At 73.6% G+C, this 16,781-nt stretch carries 17 protein-coding genes and 1 pseudogene; 7 read left to right on the top strand and 11 right to left on the bottom strand.

Annotated elements, in window-relative coordinates:
* Positions 1 to 100 precede the first annotated feature (100 nt).
* The 3 genes from OIE12_RS01515 to OIE12_RS01505 are packed head-to-tail and all read right to left on the bottom strand — an operon-like array spanning position 101 to position 2,732.
* A complete protein-coding gene (locus tag OIE12_RS01515; protein WP_329130839.1) occupies positions 101 to 886 on the bottom strand; it encodes an HpcH/HpaI aldolase family protein in 786 nt (261 codons plus the stop codon).
* Positions 883 to 1,803: a hypothetical protein gene (locus tag OIE12_RS01510; RefSeq protein WP_329130837.1), complete on the bottom strand. Its 921-nt coding sequence runs from the start codon at positions 1,801 to 1,803 to the stop codon at positions 883 to 885. The genes OIE12_RS01515 and OIE12_RS01510 overlap by 4 nt, the downstream gene beginning before the upstream one ends.
* Positions 1,804 to 1,841: 38 nt before the next feature.
* Positions 1,842 to 2,732, bottom strand: a complete 891-nt coding sequence (locus OIE12_RS01505) for a DUF6282 family protein (protein WP_329130836.1) — start codon at positions 2,730 to 2,732, stop codon at positions 1,842 to 1,844.
* A gap of 210 nt (positions 2,733 to 2,942) precedes the next feature.
* Here OIE12_RS01505 and OIE12_RS01500 point away from each other — a divergent pair, with 210 nt between their 5' ends.
* Positions 2,943 to 4,322, top strand: coding sequence for an MFS transporter (locus OIE12_RS01500; RefSeq protein ID WP_329130834.1), 1,380 nt, complete (start codon positions 2,943 to 2,945; stop codon positions 4,320 to 4,322).
* A 103-nt stretch (positions 4,323 to 4,425) separates the two neighbouring features.
* On the opposite strand, the gene OIE12_RS01495 is transcribed toward OIE12_RS01500, so the two are convergent.
* Both OIE12_RS01495 and OIE12_RS01490 read right to left on the bottom strand, forming a co-directional pair.
* Positions 4,426 to 5,235: an IclR family transcriptional regulator gene (locus OIE12_RS01495; protein WP_329130832.1), complete on the bottom strand. Its 810-nt coding sequence runs from the start codon at positions 5,233 to 5,235 to the stop codon at positions 4,426 to 4,428.
* 102 nt (positions 5,236 to 5,337) lie between these two features.
* The gene (locus OIE12_RS01490) at positions 5,338 to 6,936 is read right to left on the bottom strand and encodes a DHA2 family efflux MFS transporter permease subunit (RefSeq protein ID WP_443053739.1); all 1,599 of its coding nucleotides are present in this window, start codon (positions 6,934 to 6,936) and stop codon (positions 5,338 to 5,340) included.
* A 100-nt stretch (positions 6,937 to 7,036) separates the two neighbouring features.
* Between OIE12_RS01490 and OIE12_RS01485 the strand changes: the two genes are divergently transcribed.
* A complete protein-coding gene (locus OIE12_RS01485; RefSeq protein WP_329130830.1) occupies positions 7,037 to 7,468 on the top strand; it encodes a MarR family winged helix-turn-helix transcriptional regulator in 432 nt (143 codons plus the stop codon).
* A 169-nt stretch (positions 7,469 to 7,637) separates the two neighbouring features.
* A complete protein-coding gene (locus OIE12_RS01480; protein ID WP_329130828.1) occupies positions 7,638 to 7,862 on the top strand; it encodes a hypothetical protein in 225 nt (74 codons plus the stop codon).
* 577 nt (positions 7,863 to 8,439) lie between these two features.
* On the opposite strand, the pseudogene OIE12_RS01475 reads toward OIE12_RS01480, so the two are convergent.
* Positions 8,440 to 8,676 (bottom strand): annotated as a pseudogene (locus tag OIE12_RS01475) (ATP-dependent endonuclease); the annotation flags it as partial.
* A gap of 40 nt (positions 8,677 to 8,716) precedes the next feature.
* The gene (locus OIE12_RS01470; protein WP_329130826.1) at positions 8,717 to 9,586 is read right to left on the bottom strand and encodes an NmrA family NAD(P)-binding protein; all 870 of its coding nucleotides are present in this window, start codon (positions 9,584 to 9,586) and stop codon (positions 8,717 to 8,719) included.
* 201 nt (positions 9,587 to 9,787) lie between these two features.
* Between OIE12_RS01470 and OIE12_RS01465 the strand changes: the two genes are divergently transcribed.
* A complete protein-coding gene (locus OIE12_RS01465) occupies positions 9,788 to 10,474 on the top strand; it encodes a TetR/AcrR family transcriptional regulator (RefSeq protein WP_329130824.1) in 687 nt (228 codons plus the stop codon).
* A gap of 31 nt (positions 10,475 to 10,505) precedes the next feature.
* Here OIE12_RS01465 and OIE12_RS01460 read toward each other — a convergent pair whose 3' ends face one another.
* The gene (locus OIE12_RS01460) at positions 10,506 to 11,135 is read right to left on the bottom strand and encodes an NmrA family NAD(P)-binding protein (RefSeq protein WP_329130822.1); all 630 of its coding nucleotides are present in this window, start codon (positions 11,133 to 11,135) and stop codon (positions 10,506 to 10,508) included.
* Between OIE12_RS01460 and OIE12_RS01455 the strand changes: the two genes are divergently transcribed.
* Positions 11,119 to 11,703 carry an SbtR family transcriptional regulator gene (locus OIE12_RS01455; protein ID WP_329130820.1) on the top strand — a complete coding sequence of 195 codons (585 nt, stop codon included), beginning with the start codon at positions 11,119 to 11,121 and terminating at the stop codon, positions 11,701 to 11,703. The two genes, OIE12_RS01460 and OIE12_RS01455, sit on opposite strands and share 17 nt — an antisense overlap.
* On the opposite strand, the gene OIE12_RS01450 is transcribed toward OIE12_RS01455, so the two are convergent.
* Complete coding sequence (locus tag OIE12_RS01450) at positions 11,642 to 12,490, bottom strand: LysR family transcriptional regulator (protein ID WP_329130818.1); 849 nt, start codon at positions 12,488 to 12,490, stop codon at positions 11,642 to 11,644. The two genes, OIE12_RS01455 and OIE12_RS01450, sit on opposite strands and share 62 nt — an antisense overlap.
* Positions 12,491 to 12,501: 11 nt before the next feature.
* On the opposite strand from OIE12_RS01450, the gene OIE12_RS01445 reads away from it, so the two are divergent.
* Positions 12,502 to 13,383 carry an NADPH-dependent F420 reductase gene (locus tag OIE12_RS01445; protein ID WP_443054011.1) on the top strand — a complete coding sequence of 294 codons (882 nt, stop codon included), beginning with the start codon at positions 12,502 to 12,504 and terminating at the stop codon, positions 13,381 to 13,383.
* Here the strand turns inward: OIE12_RS01445 and OIE12_RS01440 are convergent.
* Positions 13,380 to 13,865, bottom strand: coding sequence for a MarR family winged helix-turn-helix transcriptional regulator (locus OIE12_RS01440; RefSeq protein WP_329130814.1), 486 nt, complete (start codon positions 13,863 to 13,865; stop codon positions 13,380 to 13,382). The two genes, OIE12_RS01445 and OIE12_RS01440, sit on opposite strands and share 4 nt — an antisense overlap.
* A 101-nt stretch (positions 13,866 to 13,966) precedes the next feature.
* Between OIE12_RS01440 and OIE12_RS01435 the strand changes: the two genes are divergently transcribed.
* Positions 13,967 to 14,734 (top strand): alpha/beta fold hydrolase, encoded by a 768-nt coding sequence (locus OIE12_RS01435; protein ID WP_329130812.1) that lies wholly within the window; start codon positions 13,967 to 13,969, stop codon positions 14,732 to 14,734.
* A gap of 46 nt (positions 14,735 to 14,780) precedes the next feature.
* Here the strand turns inward: OIE12_RS01435 and OIE12_RS01430 are convergent, their stop codons facing one another.
* A complete protein-coding gene (locus OIE12_RS01430; protein WP_329130810.1) occupies positions 14,781 to 16,769 on the bottom strand; it encodes an AfsR/SARP family transcriptional regulator in 1,989 nt (662 codons plus the stop codon).
* Positions 16,770 to 16,781: the final 12 nt, after the last annotated feature.

Here is a 16,781-nt window from a genome sequence, read left to right as displayed (position 1 = left end):
TGTGCGGGCGGCGGCACCGGTGGTATCGGCGTCAGTGACGTCACCGGTGGCACCGGTGGCACCGGTGACGCCATCGGTGGGACGCCCGGGGTCCGTGCCCTCACGTCTCCTCCGCTTCCCGGAACGCCGTGACCAGCGCCCGTGCGGCCCCGGCCAGCATCGACGTGTCGTTGCTGAGCAGGACGAAGTCGCAGCCCTCGCGCACCGCCCGCGCGGCCCGCTCCGGGACGCCGCCGAAGGCGAGCCCCAGCCGCTTGCCCGCGGTGTGCGCGGCCCGGGCCGTCGCGTCGATCATCGCCAGCACCTCGGGCGAGGCCGGCGTCGTCCCCAGGGACATGGAGAGGTCGGCGGCACCGACGAACACCGCGTCCACACAGTCCAGGGCGAGGATCCCGGGCGCGGCCTCGATCGCCTCGGCGCTCTCCAGCTGCGGGACGCAGAGCACGTCGTCGTTGCCGACCGCACGGTACTCGGCGTCCGGGCGCAGCCCCCAGGCCCCGGCCCTGCTGGTGCCGCCGGCGCCCCGCACCCCCTGCGGCGGGAAGCGGCAGGCGCGGCCGACGGCCTCCGCCTGCTCGACGGTGTCGACGTGCGGGACGAGGATGCCCATGGCGCCCGCGTCGAGGATCTTCTGGATGGTCGAGGCGGTGGTGTCCGGCACCCGCACCAGCGGGACCATGCCCAGCGCGGCGGCCGAGTTGATCAGCCGGTACGCGGTCTGGAGGTCGAGCGGGGCGTGCTCCAGGTCGATGACGACGTAGTCGAAACCGGCGTACGCCATGATCTCCACCGGTTCGCCCGAGGCGATCTTCAGCCAGGTACCGACCGGGGTGTGCGTGCGGTCCGCCGCGAACAGCCCGGCGCCTGTGCGTCGTGGTGTGCTCACGGCATCGGGTAGTCGTCGGCGTTGAGCACCCAGCCGGGCTTGGCGGAGAAGTCGGCGCGCGGCGGGCTGAAGATGTCGATCAGCTGGTTGACGCCGGGGTCCTCGGCCGCGGAGGTGTGCACCGTGGGCGGCGGGATGATCGCCAGGGAGGGGCTGCCCAGCCGCACGTGCTCGTCCTCGCGCCAGCCGGTGCTGTCGTTGAGCCAGGGGGTGCGGATGTGGTGGACGTAGGTGCCGCGCATCGCCAGGGAGAGCTGCTCGAAGTCGTCGTGCGTGTGCGGGGAGAGGCGGCGCGGGTCGCGCGGACCGTCCTGCGGGGGCAGGAAGTTGACCATGAACGCGCGGGTGCGGAAGATCCGGCCGAACCGGCCGGGCTCGTCCGGCACCTCGGAGAGCGGGTAGAACCGGACCGCCCGCTTGCCGACGGGTTCCGGCCACCGGCGCAGCAGGGCGACCCGCGGGTGGTCCTCGGCGTAGGCGCCGGCGTTCACGGCCCGCTCCCGCCAGGCGGGCTCACCGGCCTCGATCAGACGGACCAGCGGGCCGTCGCCGTGCACGGTGATCCGGGAGGCGCCGGGCGGGACCACCACGAGGCCGGCTTCCTCGACACGGGTCTCGCCGTCGTCGGTGTGGACGGAGAAGGCGGGGGAGTCGTCGGTGACCACGACGGCGAGTTCGCCGTCGAGGGTGCCGTTGTCCAGCTCGTCGCCGGTCCGTGCCTCGGTGTGCACCAGGACGGCGTTCTGGGCGCGGACGACGGCCGTACGCCCCTCGGGGGTGGCGGCGTCGGGTGCGGCGAGGGTGCGGAAGTCGAAGTACTGGGCGGCGGCGATGGCGTCACCGGCGTCCGGGCGGGGAGCGGTCGCGGTGCCCGTCGCCGTCGCGAGCGAGGAGCGCGGGTCGTCCTTGGCGTACACGGTGGTGGTCCCTTCGGTGCGGGGGAGTGCCGGGGTGGTCAGTCGTCCAGGTCGAGCAGGTAGGACGGGTTGTCGCGGACCATGCGGCGCAGGTCCTTCTCGGGCAGGCCGAGGTCGAGCAGCGCGCCGGCCACCCGCAGCCAGGCGTCCACCGGCTTGGGGTTGGCGGCCTGGCCGAGGTCGGAGGCGAGCACGGTGTGCTCGGGGCCGATGGTCTCGATCCAGTTCATGAGCTGCCGCGGGTCCCACCGCTCGGGCCCCTCGGGGTCGTACATCGCGCACTCGTGCTCGATGTACGCGCCGAGCCCGACGAGTTCGCGGCACAGCTCGGGGTCGGCGCCGATGACGAAGTCGGGGTGGCTGACGGCCATGCGCGTGATCCCGCGCTCCTTGGCGGCCTGGAACAGGGTGCGGATGTACTCGGGGTACATGTGGCCGCCGTTGAGGACGGCCTCCTGCTCCTTGATCTCGTCGAGGATCTCGCCCACCTCGGGCTTCAGCTCGCCGCGGTCGTCGACGATGTCGATGCGCTCCAGCGTCAGCGGCACGGTGGTGGTGGGGAACGACCCGTCCTCGGGGTGACACTCCAGGTGCCGGCCGGAGGAGATGGTCGGGAACCAGACGATCTTGCCGCCCATGCGCAGGCACATGCGCACGGCGTGCACGTTGAGCCCGCCGACGGTGCTGTTGAGGGCGATGCCCCCGAAGGCGGTGGCGGCGACATCGGCGAAGCGGTCCCTCATCGCCAGGATGTCCATCTGGGTGTTGTGGTGGTGGGACTTGGCGACCATCGCGCGCAGTCCGATCCGGGCGCCGTCCCGCGCGGCCTCGACATGGTCGAAGCGGCGGGGGAACGGGCTGGGGCCGGAGTGGACGTGCATGTCGACCAGGCCGTCGAGGACAGCGGCGAGGGCGGGACTCGGCTTCATGGCGCTCCGATTCATCGACTGAATGGCGTTCGCATTATGAAGTATGCGTTCAGCATGAGACCCGATGTCAACCCTGTCCGCAGTCTTGTGCTGGCCGAAAGGCGCCCTTACGGTGGCCACTGTTCGCTTCGTGAACAAGCAGTTCGCAACTGACCGAGTGTGGCGACTCGCGAGCTGCGCGTAGCCGACCGCTCCCCTCGGAGGCCGACGATGTCCACACCGCCCCCCGCCACGCAGCCGCATGAGGCGGCTCAGGACGAACCCCGCCCGGGACCCGCACACGGTCCGGACATCGCCAAGGTGCGCGCCGCCGTGCGCGGCGGGGCCCTTGCCTACTTCGTCGACCAGTTCGACATCTATCTGCCGATCGTGGTCCTGGCGCCCGCGATGATCTACTTCCAGTCGGCCGGCCTGAGCGCGAGCACGACCGCCATGCTCTCCTCGCTGGTCTTCGCCTCGACGCTGGTCGGCCGTCCGCTCGGTGCGATCATCTTCGGCCACTTCGCGGACACCGTCGGGCGCAAGCGCACCACCCTGGTCGCGGTCGGCGGCTTCGGCTTCACCACGCTGATCATCGCCTGCCTGCCCGGGCACGAGACGATCGGCACCTGGTCGATCGGCCTGCTGATCGCACTGCGGTTCGTCGACGGCATCTTCCTCGGCGGCGAGTACACCACCGCCGTACCGCTCGCGATGGAGTGGAGCCCACGGCACAAGCGGGGTCTGTTCGCCTCGCTCATCACCGCGACCTCACCCGCCGCGTACGCCGTGATCGCGGCGATCACCCTGCTGATGCTGCGGCTCATGCACTCCGGGGACCTGCACAGCTCCTATGTGCAGTGGGGCTGGCGGGTGCCCTTCCTGATCGGCGCGCTGCTCGCGGCCGTGCTGTTCCGCTACTACCTCACCCAGGTGCACGAACCGCCGGTCGAGGTGACCGGCGAGCGGCACAAGCTGCCCTTCCTGCGGCTGTTGGTGAAGTACCCGAGGGCGCTCGGGCAGGTCTTCATCCTGATGACCGGTACCTGGCTCGCCACCAACGTGGAGGCCGCCGTGACCCCCGCACAGCTCAAGGCGCACCTGGAGCTGTCGAGTCAGCAGGTCACCCTCACCATGCTCGTCATCAACGGCTCCGCCGCCCTGGCCTACCCCTTCCTGGGCCTGCTGTCCCAGCGCATCGGACGACGGCGGTTCTACATGGGCTACGGCGTGACGGTCCTGGTGATCGGCACCGGCTCCTACACGCTGCTGATGACCTCGGACGGCGGGACGGGCGCCGTGCTGGGCTGGGCGATCCTGATCGGCGTCTTCACCGTCGGCACCTTCGGTCCGATCGCCGCGTACCTGACCGAGCGGTTCCCGTCGAGCGTGCGCTCCACCGGGTACGGCGTCGGATACAGCCTCGCGCTGATAGCCCCTGCCTTCTACCAGTTCTATCTGCGGCAGTTCGACGGCGTGATGTCGGCGCACCTCGCCCCGGCGGTCCTGCTCGCCCTGGCCGGCGTGCTGATCAGCGTCGGCGGCCTCCTCGGCCCGGAGACGAAGGACGTCGACATGGCCGACGACAGCACCATCCCGGCCCTGTCCTGACGACAGTGCCCCGGCGACGGGGCGCGATCTCCCGTACGTGTGTGCGCGGGCACCCAGTTCCGGGCCCGCGCACACGCATGTGTCCGGGGCCTCCCGGGGGTGTCTAGACCGCCTGCCGGCCGAGGTCGTCGTCGGGCCGGTAGTGGCCGCCCAGTTCACGCGTGAGCTCGCGCGCGGTGTCGACGACGATGCGCAGTTCGGGGGCGTCGTCGGACATCGACAGGGTGTTGTCCGGGCCGACCACGGCGATGCTGGCGCAGATGCCGTACTCGTCGAACACGGGCGCCGCCACCGCGACCACACCGGGGGTGCTCATCGCCGAGCAGTGCCCGACGGCACGCACCTGCTCCACGTCCGCGCGCAGCTCCTCGCGCGTCTGATGCGGCAGATTGGCCATCAGCCGCTCCATGGAGAGCTGGTCGGCGTGGTAGGCGAGGAAGATCCTGCTCTGCGCGGTGTCCAGCGGCAGATGGCTGCCGACCCGCACGGAGACGATGACGACCGCGGAGAGGTTCTCCTCGACCCGGGAGACCACCGGACCGGTCAGACCCCAGAGGCTGAGCACCACACTGCACCGCGTGGCGCGCGAGAGCGCCTGCATGTGACGGGGGGCGAGGTTGACCACTCGACGGTGACCGATGGCGAACGCGCCGAGCTGGAGCAGCAGGGCACCGGGGACGTAGCCGCCCTCGGCGGTGCGCTCCAGCAGTCCGGCCGCGGCGAGCGAGGTGCAGTACCGGTACGCCGTCGTGCGGTTGAGGCCGAGCCGTTCGGCGACCTCGGCCGCGGTCACCTCGGGCGTGGACGTGTCGAACAGGGCGAGGATCTGGCTGACACGGCTGACCGCCTGGATGTCGGCCTGGTCGCCACGGTCGGCGCGGACGGCGTCCGACGACCGTGTCGATCTGGTCACGAGGGCCTCCGCCGGGTGGTGTTCGAGGGTCGTGCCATCCTACCCAATCGCATCCGCGGAACCGGGGCCGGTCCGGGCACGTGCGGTGGGCCGTCGCCTCCGTCAGGCGTCGAGCTGTTCCTTCCGCTGCTCCGGGGAGGCCGGGCGGCGGGTGCCGCTCCCGGCGGTCGCGCTGCTGGTGCGGGTGCGGGTGCGGGTGCGGGTGCGGGTGCTGGTGCTGGTGGCGGTGGTCGTGGTGCCGCGGGCCGCGGCGCGTGCGGGGCCGTCGGGGAGGGTGAAGGCGAAGACCGCGGTGAGCGCGGCGAGGGCCGCGAGCGCCAGGTAGGCGTGCTGGTAGGCGGCGACGGGCGGGTCCGCGACGGCCGCCGCGCGCGGGGTGCCCAGGACGAGCGCCGTGGTCACCGCGGCCGGCGCGAGCGCGCCGCCGGTCTGGCGCACGACGGTGTTCAGCGTGGAGGCGTGGGCGAGGTCCCGCCGGTCCACGGTGGCGAGCGAGGCCACCGTCGTCGGCACGAAGAAGCAGCCGATGGCGATGCCGAAGAGGAACATGTAGGCGCGGAAGGTCCACAGACCGGTGTCCGCGTCGCAGGTCGCGAAGAGCACCAGCACCCCGGACACCCCGGCCGTGCCGCAGCCGATGATGAGACGGGGCCCGATCCTGGCGTAGAGGACGCCCACGAGCTGGACGGTCAGCAGCACGCCGAACGCCTCGGGGAACGTGGTCAGTCCGGATTCCAGGGCGGAGCGGTGCTGGGCCTGCTGGAGGAAGAGCGGGCCGATGTACAGGGCGCCCATGATGGGTATCAGGCCCACCAGGTTGAGCAGGTTGGTGTCGCGGAACAGCCGGTCGCCGAACAGACGCAGCTTCAGCAGCGGCTGCCGTACGCGCAGTTCGAACAGGGCGGCGGCGACCAGCAGCAGCGCGCCGAGCACGAGCGAGACGAGCACGGCCGGCGACGACCAGCCGCGGTTGGGCCCCTCCGAGACGCCGAACATGACGCTGCCGAGCGCGGAGGCGCTCAGCAGCAGACCGGGCAGGTCGAAGCGGCCGGGGCGGGCGGAGCGGTGGGCGGCCAGGAAGACCGCGCCGAACAGCAGGGCGGGCAGCCCCACCGGGAGGTTGACGTAGAAGACCCACCGCCAGCTCAGACGGTCCACCAGCAGCCCGCCGAGCACGGGGGCCGCGGCCGGCGCGATCTGCTGCGGGATGATCATGTACCGCGAGATGCGCACCTGTTCCGAGGTGCTGAACGTGTGGAACAGCAGGGCGGCCGAAGCGGGGAACAGCACGCCGGCCGACAGCCCCTGCACCGCCCGGTAGACGACGAGCTGGCCGAGCGTGGCCGCGGTGCCGCACAGCAGCGAGGAGACGAGGAAGCCGGCCAGCGCGGTCAGCAGCACCTGCTTCCCGCCGAACCGCTCGACCAGCCAGGCGGACGCGGGGATGGCCATGGCCAGACAGACCGGATAGATGACGACGACGCCGTCCAGCGCGGCCGTCGTCAGCTGGAACTGACGGGCGATCGAGGGCAGCGCCACGGTGGTGATGGCGCCGTCCACGATCGCGATGAACGTCACGCTGACGCACATGACGGGGACGACGAGGCGCTGGTTCAGGTGCGCGCGGGGACGGAGGCGGGTGCGGAGACGAGGGCTCTTGCGCGGGCGCGGGAGGGACGGTCCGGGGCGACGTGAAAGCACTTGCTGAGCATACACACTATGTGTGTGCTCATAGAATCGTTTCTACAATGGTCTCCGCGAAGGGTCGCTTCGCATGATTTCTTCGCGAACGAGGTGGCGCATGGCAGTGCAGGGCAGCAGCGACGTCCTGGTCGACGAGCTCTACGAGACGACACACGGACTGCGGCAGTTCGTGGAGGCCCGGCTGCGGGAGAAGGGGGCGTCGGTCGCCCGGCTGCGCGCGCTGCGGATGCTGGCCTCGGCGGAGGAACCGCTGCGGATGCGGGACCTGAGCGAGCGGGCGGGCATCGCGGCCCGGACGGCGACGACCATCGTCGACAGCCTGGAACGTGACGCGCTGGTGGAGCGGGTACGGCATCCGCGGGACCGGCGGGCCTTCCTGCTGCGCCTCACGGACGAGGGCCGCCGCTGCCACAGCGAGGCCGAGGACGTCGACCGCCTGGCCCTGGCGGAGGCGACGGCACGGCTCAGCGCACCCGACCGCGAGCAACTGCGCACACTCCTGGCCCGCATCCGGGAGGCGACGGGGTGACGCGGGGGCGGTGCGCTCGCCGTGACCGGTCCGCAGCGGTGTGCACGGCGACCGGCCGGCAGCGGTGTTCACGGCGACCGGCCGGCAGCGGGCGTCCCCCCGTGACCGGTCCGGAGCAACGGATGGCCGGTGGGCGTTTCCCGCCGGGGTGACGTTCGTTGAGGTCGGCATGATCAAGAAAAAGCTCCTCCGTGCGTCCTGCCTCTCCGCCCTGACCGCCGCGCTCCTCGCGTCCGCCCCCGCGTCCCACGCCGCCGTCGCCGCCCCGCTGTCCGCCCCGTCCGCCGGGGCGCCGGGGGCGCCCCTGGTCGGCGGGCTCCTCGGCTCGCTGGAAGTGGGACACCCCGTCACCTCGCTGCGGACGCTGGTCCCGGCGGGCGTACTGGGGCGGTAGTCAGGGGGTGCGGCGGCGGGCGGCGGCCCGGCGACGCCCGGCAGGCCCTCCGAGGCCGGCCTCTCCCTCGCCACCGAGGCCCTGCAACTGGCGCCCCTGCCCGCCCCGTTGACCGACTCCCCGCTCGGCAGCCGGGACGGACCGGTCGGCACCCGGGTGCTGTTCCGCACCCGCCACCGCGACCCCGCACCCGACCACTACCTGCTGGAGAACATCGACGGACGCACCGACCGCTTCGACATCGACCGGCAGGGCCAGGAACCGTGGGGACTCTGGGCGCCACCGGAGGGCGCCGAACACGACGTCGTCCTCACCGAGGCGCAGACCCCGACCGGCGTGCGCGCGTACGCCGCAGACGGGGCCCTGCTGTGGGAGCTGGACCGAGCTGCAGGCGCCCCATCTCCCGCTGGAGACCGCCGAACCGGCGGCCCACGCGGTGCGCCCGCTGTGGGGCGCGAAGATCCGCTCCCCGTTCGGACGCGTCCTGCCCATCGCGCCGCTGCACGAGATGTTCGCGGCGGCCTGGACCCGCGCACACGGAAGCTGAGGCGGGGCGCGCCCGTCGGCGGACGCCGGCTCACAGATTCGCGAGCAGCCGGTCGAGCGGCGCCGGCACGGACTCCTCGTCGAGCGCCTCCACGAGGAGCCGGCCGTAGCGGATCTTGCGCCCCTTCTTCGTGCCGAGGAAGCGCCGCAGCAACTGCTCCCGGGGCCGGCCGTGCTGGGCCGGCTGGCGCAGGAACGTCTGCCAGGCGCGGAGTTCGCCCTCACCGCGGACGATCTCCTCGACCCGGTCCGCGCCCAGCGCCCGGATCGCTCGTCCACCGGACGCCGTCCAGTGGCGCGGAACCGGATCAGCGGGAGCGCAAGGCGGTCTCCAGGACCTGTGGGACGGTGCGCGCGGGGTGGCCGAGAACGGACTCCAGAGTGGGGTCGGTGACGTCGAACTCGCCTGCGCGGGCGGCGGTGAACATCGTCAGCAGGAACTCCGCGGCCGGACGCGGCATGCCGGTGGCGACCGCGGCCGACGTCCACTCGTCGTCGTCCATGGTGACGCGGGTGATGGTCCGGCCGGTGAGGCGGCCGAGGATCTCGGCGACGCCGGCGAAGTCCAGCGTGGCGGGTGCGGTCAGCGGCGGTGTGATGCCGTCGAGCGTTCCGTCCCCGTCGTCGGCGAGGGCGGTGGCCGCGGCTTCCGCGAGGTCCTCGTGCGCGGTCCAGGAGAACGGGCCGTCCTGTGGCACGGCGAGCGTGCCGGTCTCCAGGGCCGCGCCGATGTAGTGCTCCAGGGTGGCGGCGTAGAACCCATTGCGCAGCGCGGTGTACGGGACCCCCTGGCGCTGGAGGTGCGCCTCGGTGGCCGCGTGGACCGGCTGCGGCAGGAAGCGGGAGGTGGCCGAGGAGGCCTGGTGGCTGGTGTAGAGGATGCGCCTGGCGCCCGCCTCCCGCGCCGCGTCGATGGCGTCGGTGTTCGCGGCCACCGCGCCGTCGCCGCGTATGGACGCCGAGACGACGAGAACGCGCTCGGCACCCTCGAAGGCGTGCTGCAGCCCGCCGGGCTCGGTGAAGTCGCCCGCCCGCACCCGGACCCCGCGCGCGGTGAGACCGGCGGCCTTGTCCACGTCCCGCACGCTGACGCCGACCCGGTCGGCCGGCACGCGCTCGAGCAGACGGTCGACGATCAGTGCGCCGAGGCGACCGGTGGCTCCTGTGACGATCAGCATGGTGACTCCCGTTCGTACGTCATCTCCCGATGGAGTCGACGATATCACTGATATTTCCATTGACCCGAACGAGTGGTGTTGACAAGAGGGAAAATGCCGCTGACGTGTCGATTTCGTTCAATTTCCTCGATCTCCTCGCGGTTTCCCGCGGCATTATCAACGGAAACATCAGCTGTCGCCCATCGGCGATATCATCGTGTCATGGCTTCGAACACGCAGCGGCGGGACACCACCCGGGAACGCATCGTGAAGGTCGCGGCGGGTCTGTTGCGCGAGCAGGGGCCGGCCGCGGTGACCACGCGCCGGGTGGCGCAGGAGGCCGGGCTGCAACCCCCCGCCCTGTACCGCTTCTTCCAGGGCAAGGACGACCTCGTGGACGCGGCGGCGGAACATGTCTTCGCCGAGCATGTGGCGCGCAAGCAGACCGCCGCGCCCTCGGACGACCCCGTCGAGGATCTGCGCGCCGGATGGCGGACGCAGATCGACTTCGGGCTGGACAACCCGCATGTCTTCGCGCTGCTGCTCGACCCGGTCCGCGCGCGCGACACCCCGGCCGAGGCCAAGGGGGTGCGGATCCTGGCCGAGCGGGTGCACCGGATCGCCGCCGCCGGGCTGCTCCGGGTGAGCGAGGAACGCGCCGTCAACCTCATCCGCGCCGCCGGGATCGGCACCGTGCAGACCATGCTGTCCCTGCCGCCGGAGAAGAGCGACCCGCAACTTGCCGACGCCGCCTTCGACGCGGTCGCCCGCGCCGTCCTCGTCGACGAGCCCGCCGTCCCCACCCGCGACCCGGCGGCCGTCGTCGCGGCGTTCCGCACCCTTCTGCCCGAACTGCCCACCCTGAGCAGGTCCGAGGCCGCACTGCTCGACGAGTGGCTGCAACGCTGACGGTGCGGCACGGCCGCACTCGGGCGGTCCGTCAGGCGGTCGGCAAGAGGTGGGTGTGGACCCAGGTCTCGAAGTCCGTCGTGGGCAGGCCGAGTGCGCGGGCGTGGCTCGGGTGGGCCGGCTGGGGGTGGTCGTTGAGGGCCGCCTGGCCGTGGCCCGCGTCGGAGAGGCCGGCCGCGACCGCCGCCTCCTCCGTCATGTCGGGTGCGGTCGGCGTGGGGCCGAGGGCGCGGGAGAGGATGTCCGCGCTCTCCGCCGTCGTGCGCCGGTCGCCCGCCAGTTCCAGTTCCACGCCGTCGAACCGCTCGGGGGCGGCGATCGCCGCGGCCGCCGCGCTGCCGATGTCGTCGAGGGCGACGAGTGACAGGCACGTCGTGGGCTTGAGGAGGCTGACGAGTCCACCCTCGACGCCGCGTGGGAAGACGTCGCGCTCCGAGGGTAGGAAGTTCTCCAAGGAGTAGCTCGGCTTGAGCAGCGTCCAGTGTGCGAACCCGGCCTCGCGCACCCGGTCCTGGATCTCCGCCTTCGTGGCGTAGTACGGCTCCATGACGGCCCAGCGCCCTTTCACCCAGGTGACGTGCTGTCCCGTGCCGGAGGTGGTGGTCTGGACGAAGTGCGGTACCCTGGCGGTCCTGGCGGCCTCGATGAGGTCGCCGCCCACGGCGCGGACGCCTCCCTCGAACGGATCGCCCGCCTCGCCGGAGTCGGCTCGGCGACCGTGCGCCGGCACCCCCGGCCGACGGGCGCTGCTCCAGGCGGTGTTCGGCGAGCGGATCGAGTCGCTGTGCGCCCACGCCGCATCGCTGGCCGGGGCCACCGACGCCCGCGCCGCGCTGCTCGAATGGCTGGGCGCGCTCACCGACTACAGCGCCTCCGCGCGTGGCATGGGTGAGGCCCTGGCTCAGGATGGGTTGGACGATCCGTCCCACGTGAACGCCTGTGCGACCGTGCTCGGCCGGGGGCTGGAACCGCTGCTGCGGCGCGCGGCCGAGGCGGGCGCGGTGGCGTCGGACGCCGCCGCCGCGGATCTGCTCGCCCTGGTCAGGGGCATCGCACTGGCCACGGAGGGCCGTCCGGACGCCGCCGCGGAGGCGCGACGGCTGCTCGATCTGACGGTGCGGGGGGTGAGCCCCGAGCGGTCGGTGCCGACCACCCCGGACCGGTGGGTCAGTCCGCGAATGCGGCCACGTACGACGCCACGCAGGACTCGGGCGTCGCGCGTGAGGTGACGACATGCCCGTCGACGGTCACCGGCGGGGTGAGGGGCAGCTGGAGCAGCCGCTCGGAGCGGGCGGCGGCGAGCTGTTCCGCCGGCAGCAGCGTCCATGCCTCGGGGTCCCGGCCCACCTCGAACAGCACGTGCAGCATGTCCCCGGCGGGCGGCCGTACCGGCGCCAGGGGCAGCGCGGCGAGGATCGCGTCGTGCAGCGGCGGGTCGCTGTCGCGGGCGGGGAGCCGCAGGCCGTGCGGGGCGAGGTCGGCGAGGCCGACCGCGGGCTTCCCGGCGGCGGGGTGCGCGCGCCCGAGCACCGCGTGCAGGGGCTCGGACCAGGCCCGTACGACCGTCAGCGCCGTGGACGCGACTGTGCCGCGGACCAGCGCGAGGTCCAGCTCACCGCCCAGTACCGCGTCGAGACGGGCGGTCACCGGCAGATCGACCAGCTCCGGCTCGGCGGGGCGCTCCCCGTCGCCCAGGCGGGACAGCGCGCGGTCGAGCCGCCCGGTGACGCAGGACGCCACGCCGATGCGCAGTACGGCCGCCGGCTCCCCGGCCACCACCCGGACCCGGGCCGCCGCGGCCAGGGTCTCGCGGGCCGCGGCGAGCACCCGCTCACCGGCCGGGGTGAGCCGCACCCGGCGTGACGTGCGGTCGAGCAGCCGTACGCCGAGCTCCCGTTCCAGCCGGACGATCTGCTGGCTCACCGCCGGCTGCACGATGCGCAGCCGCTGGGCGGCGCGCCCGAAGTGCAGCTCCTCGGCGACGGTCACGAAGTACTGCAACGCCCTCAGTTCCACCCTTCTGATCTATCACACGATGTGATCGCTGCCGGGCGAATCCGGTCATTGTTCGCCCGGGCCGCGTCGACTGTGATGGATGCCGGGCCCGCCACCCGGACCCGTCACTCGGGTCCGCCACCCGGGCTCGACACCGAACGGAGAACACAGAAGTGAGCACTGCAACCCTGGGCATCATCGGCACCGGCATGGTCGGCGCCGGGGTCGCCCGCCGCGCCGTCGACGCCGGACTGGACGTCGTCCTGAGCAATTCGCGCGGCCCCGGCACGCTGGACGACCTGGTCGCCCGGCTCGGCCGGCGGGCCCGCGCGGCCACGCCCGCCGAGGCGGCCCGCGCAGGCGAGGTGGTCCTCGCGGCCGTACCGCTGGCGGCCCGTGAACGGCTGCCCCGTACGGAGCTGGAGGGCCGGATCGTGATCGACCCGATGAACTACGCGCCGGGGTCCGGCTGGACCATCCCCGAGCTCGACAGCGACACCCTCACCTCCAGCGAGCTGGTCCAGCGCGGCCTCCCCGGCGCCCGGGTGGTCAAGGCCCTGCACAACATCGGGCCCCAGCAGCTCCTGGACCTCTTCCGCCCGGCCGGAGCCGCCGACCGCACCGCGCTGCCGGTGTCCGGCGACGACCCGGGAGCCAAGAAGGAGGTGGCCGCGCTGCTGGACGTCCTCGGCTTCGACGCCGTGGACCTGGGCACGCTCGCGGAAAGCTGGCGCAGCGAACCCAACACGCCGCTGTACGCCCTGCCGTACGTGGACCACCCGCCGACGGGCCTGCCCACGCCGGAGCTGGTCGCCTGGATCCAACAGGCCCCCGGCACACCGGCGCCCGCCACCCGCATCAAGGAACTCGCCGCCGCGGCGGTACGTGGCCCGGCGGGCTTCCGGATGGACTAGTGGCCGTCCGGCCCCCCGAGGTCCTGTGCCACCCAGCCCGGCGCGTCCAGCCGTACCGGTTCCGCGCCGACGAGTTCCCTCAACCGGGCCTCGAACAGCGCGAGTTCGGCGGAGCCGATGCGCCGTTCCCACCGCGCGCGCACCTCGTCGAAGACCTCCTCGCCCTGCCTCATCACCTCGAAGCCTAGCGGGGTGACCCGCAGCCGTTTGCGGCGGGCGTCGAGAGGGTCGGCGTCCCGGGTCACGTAGCCACGCTCCTGGAGCACCGTGATGGTCTTGGCCGCCGCCTGCTTGGTGGCCGACAGACGGCGGCCCAGCTCCGAGGCGTTGTCGGCGCCGGCGGCGATGGCCCGCATGGCGAAGTCGTGGGCGGGACGCACCCCCTCGTACCCGTGGCGGTCCAGCTCGGCCGTCGCGGCGTCCACCAGCGAGCGGAAGCCCCCCAGCAGGAGCAGGGCGAGGTCGGCGCCGGATCGTGACATGGCAGCGGCGTACGTCGTGGCGCCCGACCGCCCTCGACAAGGAAAACTTGGTTGTCTAATGCGGGAGAGGTGATGGACAACAAGGTTGTCCATTGGCGACGGTGACACGGACCGAGCTCACCCAGGACCACCGGGTCTTCGCCGTCGATCTGCGCGGCTTCGGCGACTCCGGCGACGGACCGGGCCCCTGCGACAGCGCAACGGCGGCCGAGGACCTGCGCCTGCTCATCGAGCGGCTCGACGTGGGTCCGGTCCACGTCACCGGTCAGGACATCGCGGGAGCGACCGTCTTCCGCCTGGCGGTCACCCACCCCGGGAGCGTGCGCAGTCTCACCGGGATCGAGATGGGGCTGCCCGGGTTCGGCCTGGAGGCACTGGCCGACGTCACCCGCGGCGGGACCTGGCACATCGGTGTGCTCGCCGCCCCCGGCATCCCCGAACTGCTGCTCGCCGGACGGGAGAGGAAGTTCCTGGGCCGGTTCGCCTTCCCGGCGCTGAGCGCGAGACCGGAGGCGATCACCGACGCCGACCTCGCGGAGTTCGCCCGCACCTACGCACGCCCCGACGGCTGGCGGGGCGCGAGCGGCCTCTACCGGTCCATGCTGGGCGAGGGGCCCGAGGTCAGGGCGCTGGCCGACGCTCCCGGCCTGACCGTGCCCGTCCTCGCGGTCGACGCGGGCGGGGCCCCGTTCACGACCGACACCCTGTCCCGCGCCGTGGCGGCCGGGAGGGGGCCGGGGCCGCGTGCCGTCGAGTCGGTGACACTCGACGGCGTCGGCCACTACGCCGCGCTCGAGGCCCCCGACGCACTGGCGAAGGCCCTGCTGCCCTTCTTCGCCGGCATCGACGCCACCACCCACCCCGCGTGAACCCTTCCCGGAATCGGGCCCGGGACCGGGCGTCCACGATCAGTGATCACCGGGTGCCCGCCGCGCAGGCCTCCGCCGCGGTGAGGTAGCGCCGCACGGGGCCGAGGGTGAGCATGCCGGTGGCGGCGCCGGCGTGTTCGTCACGGGCCTCGCGCAGGGCGGCCGCCGCGCGGGCGGCGGGTGCGGGCTCGCCGAGGAGTACGGCGGCGTGCGCGGTGAGGCACCACAGGGCCTCTCGGAGGTGGTCGCCCGGCGGCTCCGGCGTCGCGGCCAGCGCGGCGCGGGCCTCCTCGGTCCGCTGCCGGGCGAGGAGCACGAGCGGTGCCGCCCAGGGACGGTACGGACCCCAGTCGAGCGCGCTGTCGACGGGGGCGGGGCGGCCGTGCAGCAGCCGCAGGCCGAGCAGGGCGAGCGGAAGCAGGCCGCGGTGCAGCCCCGGCATGCCGGCCGCCGCGAGGGCGTCGTCGGCCTCGCGGTAGGCCGCGGCGACCGACGCCGCGGACGGACCGCCGGGCCCGGCGCTGCGCGCGGCGGCGACCCGGGTCCGGAACCAGCCGGTGAGCACCGGCACGAGACGGGACTCGTGCACGGCCGCGAGCCGCTCCGCCGCCCGCGCGTGCGCCTCGGCGGCGTCGAGGTCGCCGAGCGCCGACGCGGACTGCAGGCGTACGAGCCGGCCCAGGATGCCGTGGGCCGGCAGCCCGTGCCGGGCGTCGAGCGCGACCAGTTCCGCGCCGATCGCGTCCCGTCGCGGGGCGAGGCCGGAACGCGCGAAGGACTGCAGGAACACGCCGTTGAGCGCGAAGGCCAGCAGGGCGGGGTCGTCCAGGCGGCGTGCCAGGGCCTCCGCCTCGCGTGCCGCCGTCCGCGCCCGCTCCAGGACGGGCTCCGCGAGGCCGGCGGGACGGCTCTCGACGGCGATCGTGGCCAGCAGCCGGACGCGCAGCTCGGCGGGGGCGTCCGGGCCGAGCGCGGTCAGCGTGCGCGCGGCGGCCGCCACGACCGCACCGGCCTGGACGTCGTCGTCGGCCCGGCTCCAGATCGCCGGCACGTCATAGGCGCCGATGACCCGGGCCGTCAGTACCGCATCGCCCGTCCGCTCGGCCGCCTCGACGGCGGCCAGCCGGTCGCGGCGCGAGAGGACCAGCGCGTCCCCGCCCGCCAGCGCGAGGGTCCGGGCCAGGTCCACCGTGGTGCGGGGACCCAGCCGGGCACCCGCCGGGCCCAGCAGGGACCCCGCGTACGGGGCGGGCGCGCGGGGCGGCTCCAGGGACGCGGACCGGTTCAGGACGTCCTGCTCCAACTGCCGCAGCGCCGGGCCGGGATCGAGGCCGAGCCGGTCCACGAGCAGCGTGCGGGCCCGGCGCAGCGTGGCCAGCGCGTCGGCCGGCCGCCCGTCGCGGTAGAGCGCGCGGGCGAGCAGCGCCCAGGCGTCCTCGCGCCACGGATGCTCACCCGCGTGCGCGGCGAGATCGGCGACGAGCTCCGCCCCCGCACCCGAGTCGAGCAGCATCCCGGCGCGCAACTCCACGGCCTGCGACCGCAGTTCCTCCAGCCGGGTCCGCTCCCGCTGCGCCCACGCGGCATCGGGCAGATCCGCGTAGGGCACACCGCGCCAGGCGGCGAGGGCGTCGCCGAGCGCGTCCACGACGTCGGGGGAGTGGGCGGCGGCCGGTGCGCCGGGGGAGCGGCGGGCCGCGGCCAGCGCGTCCTCGAAGCGGTACGCGTCCACGGCCGCGCGCGGCAGCCGCAGCGCGTAGCCCGGGCCCTCCGTGACGAGGAGGCGCGCCGGGGTGCGGGGTGCCCGGTCCGGCTCGAGGGTACGGCGCAGCGCGGCGACGAACGTCCGCAGCGCACCCACCGCGCGGGCCGGCGGCTCGGTCCACAGGTCGCCGACCAGGGCGTCCGTGGTGACCATCCGCCCCTCGGCCGCGACGAGCCGCGCGAGCACCTCCCGGTGCCGGGGCCCGCCCAGGTTGAGCACGCCGCCGTCCTCGCGCAGGGCCCGCACGGCACCCAGTACATCGATCCGCATGCGCCCCATCAT

The organism is Streptomyces sp. NBC_00670 (assembly GCF_036226765.1).
Lineage (GTDB): Bacteria > Actinomycetota > Actinomycetes > Streptomycetales > Streptomycetaceae > Streptomyces.
This window is presented reverse-complemented; position numbering and strand designations above follow the sequence as displayed.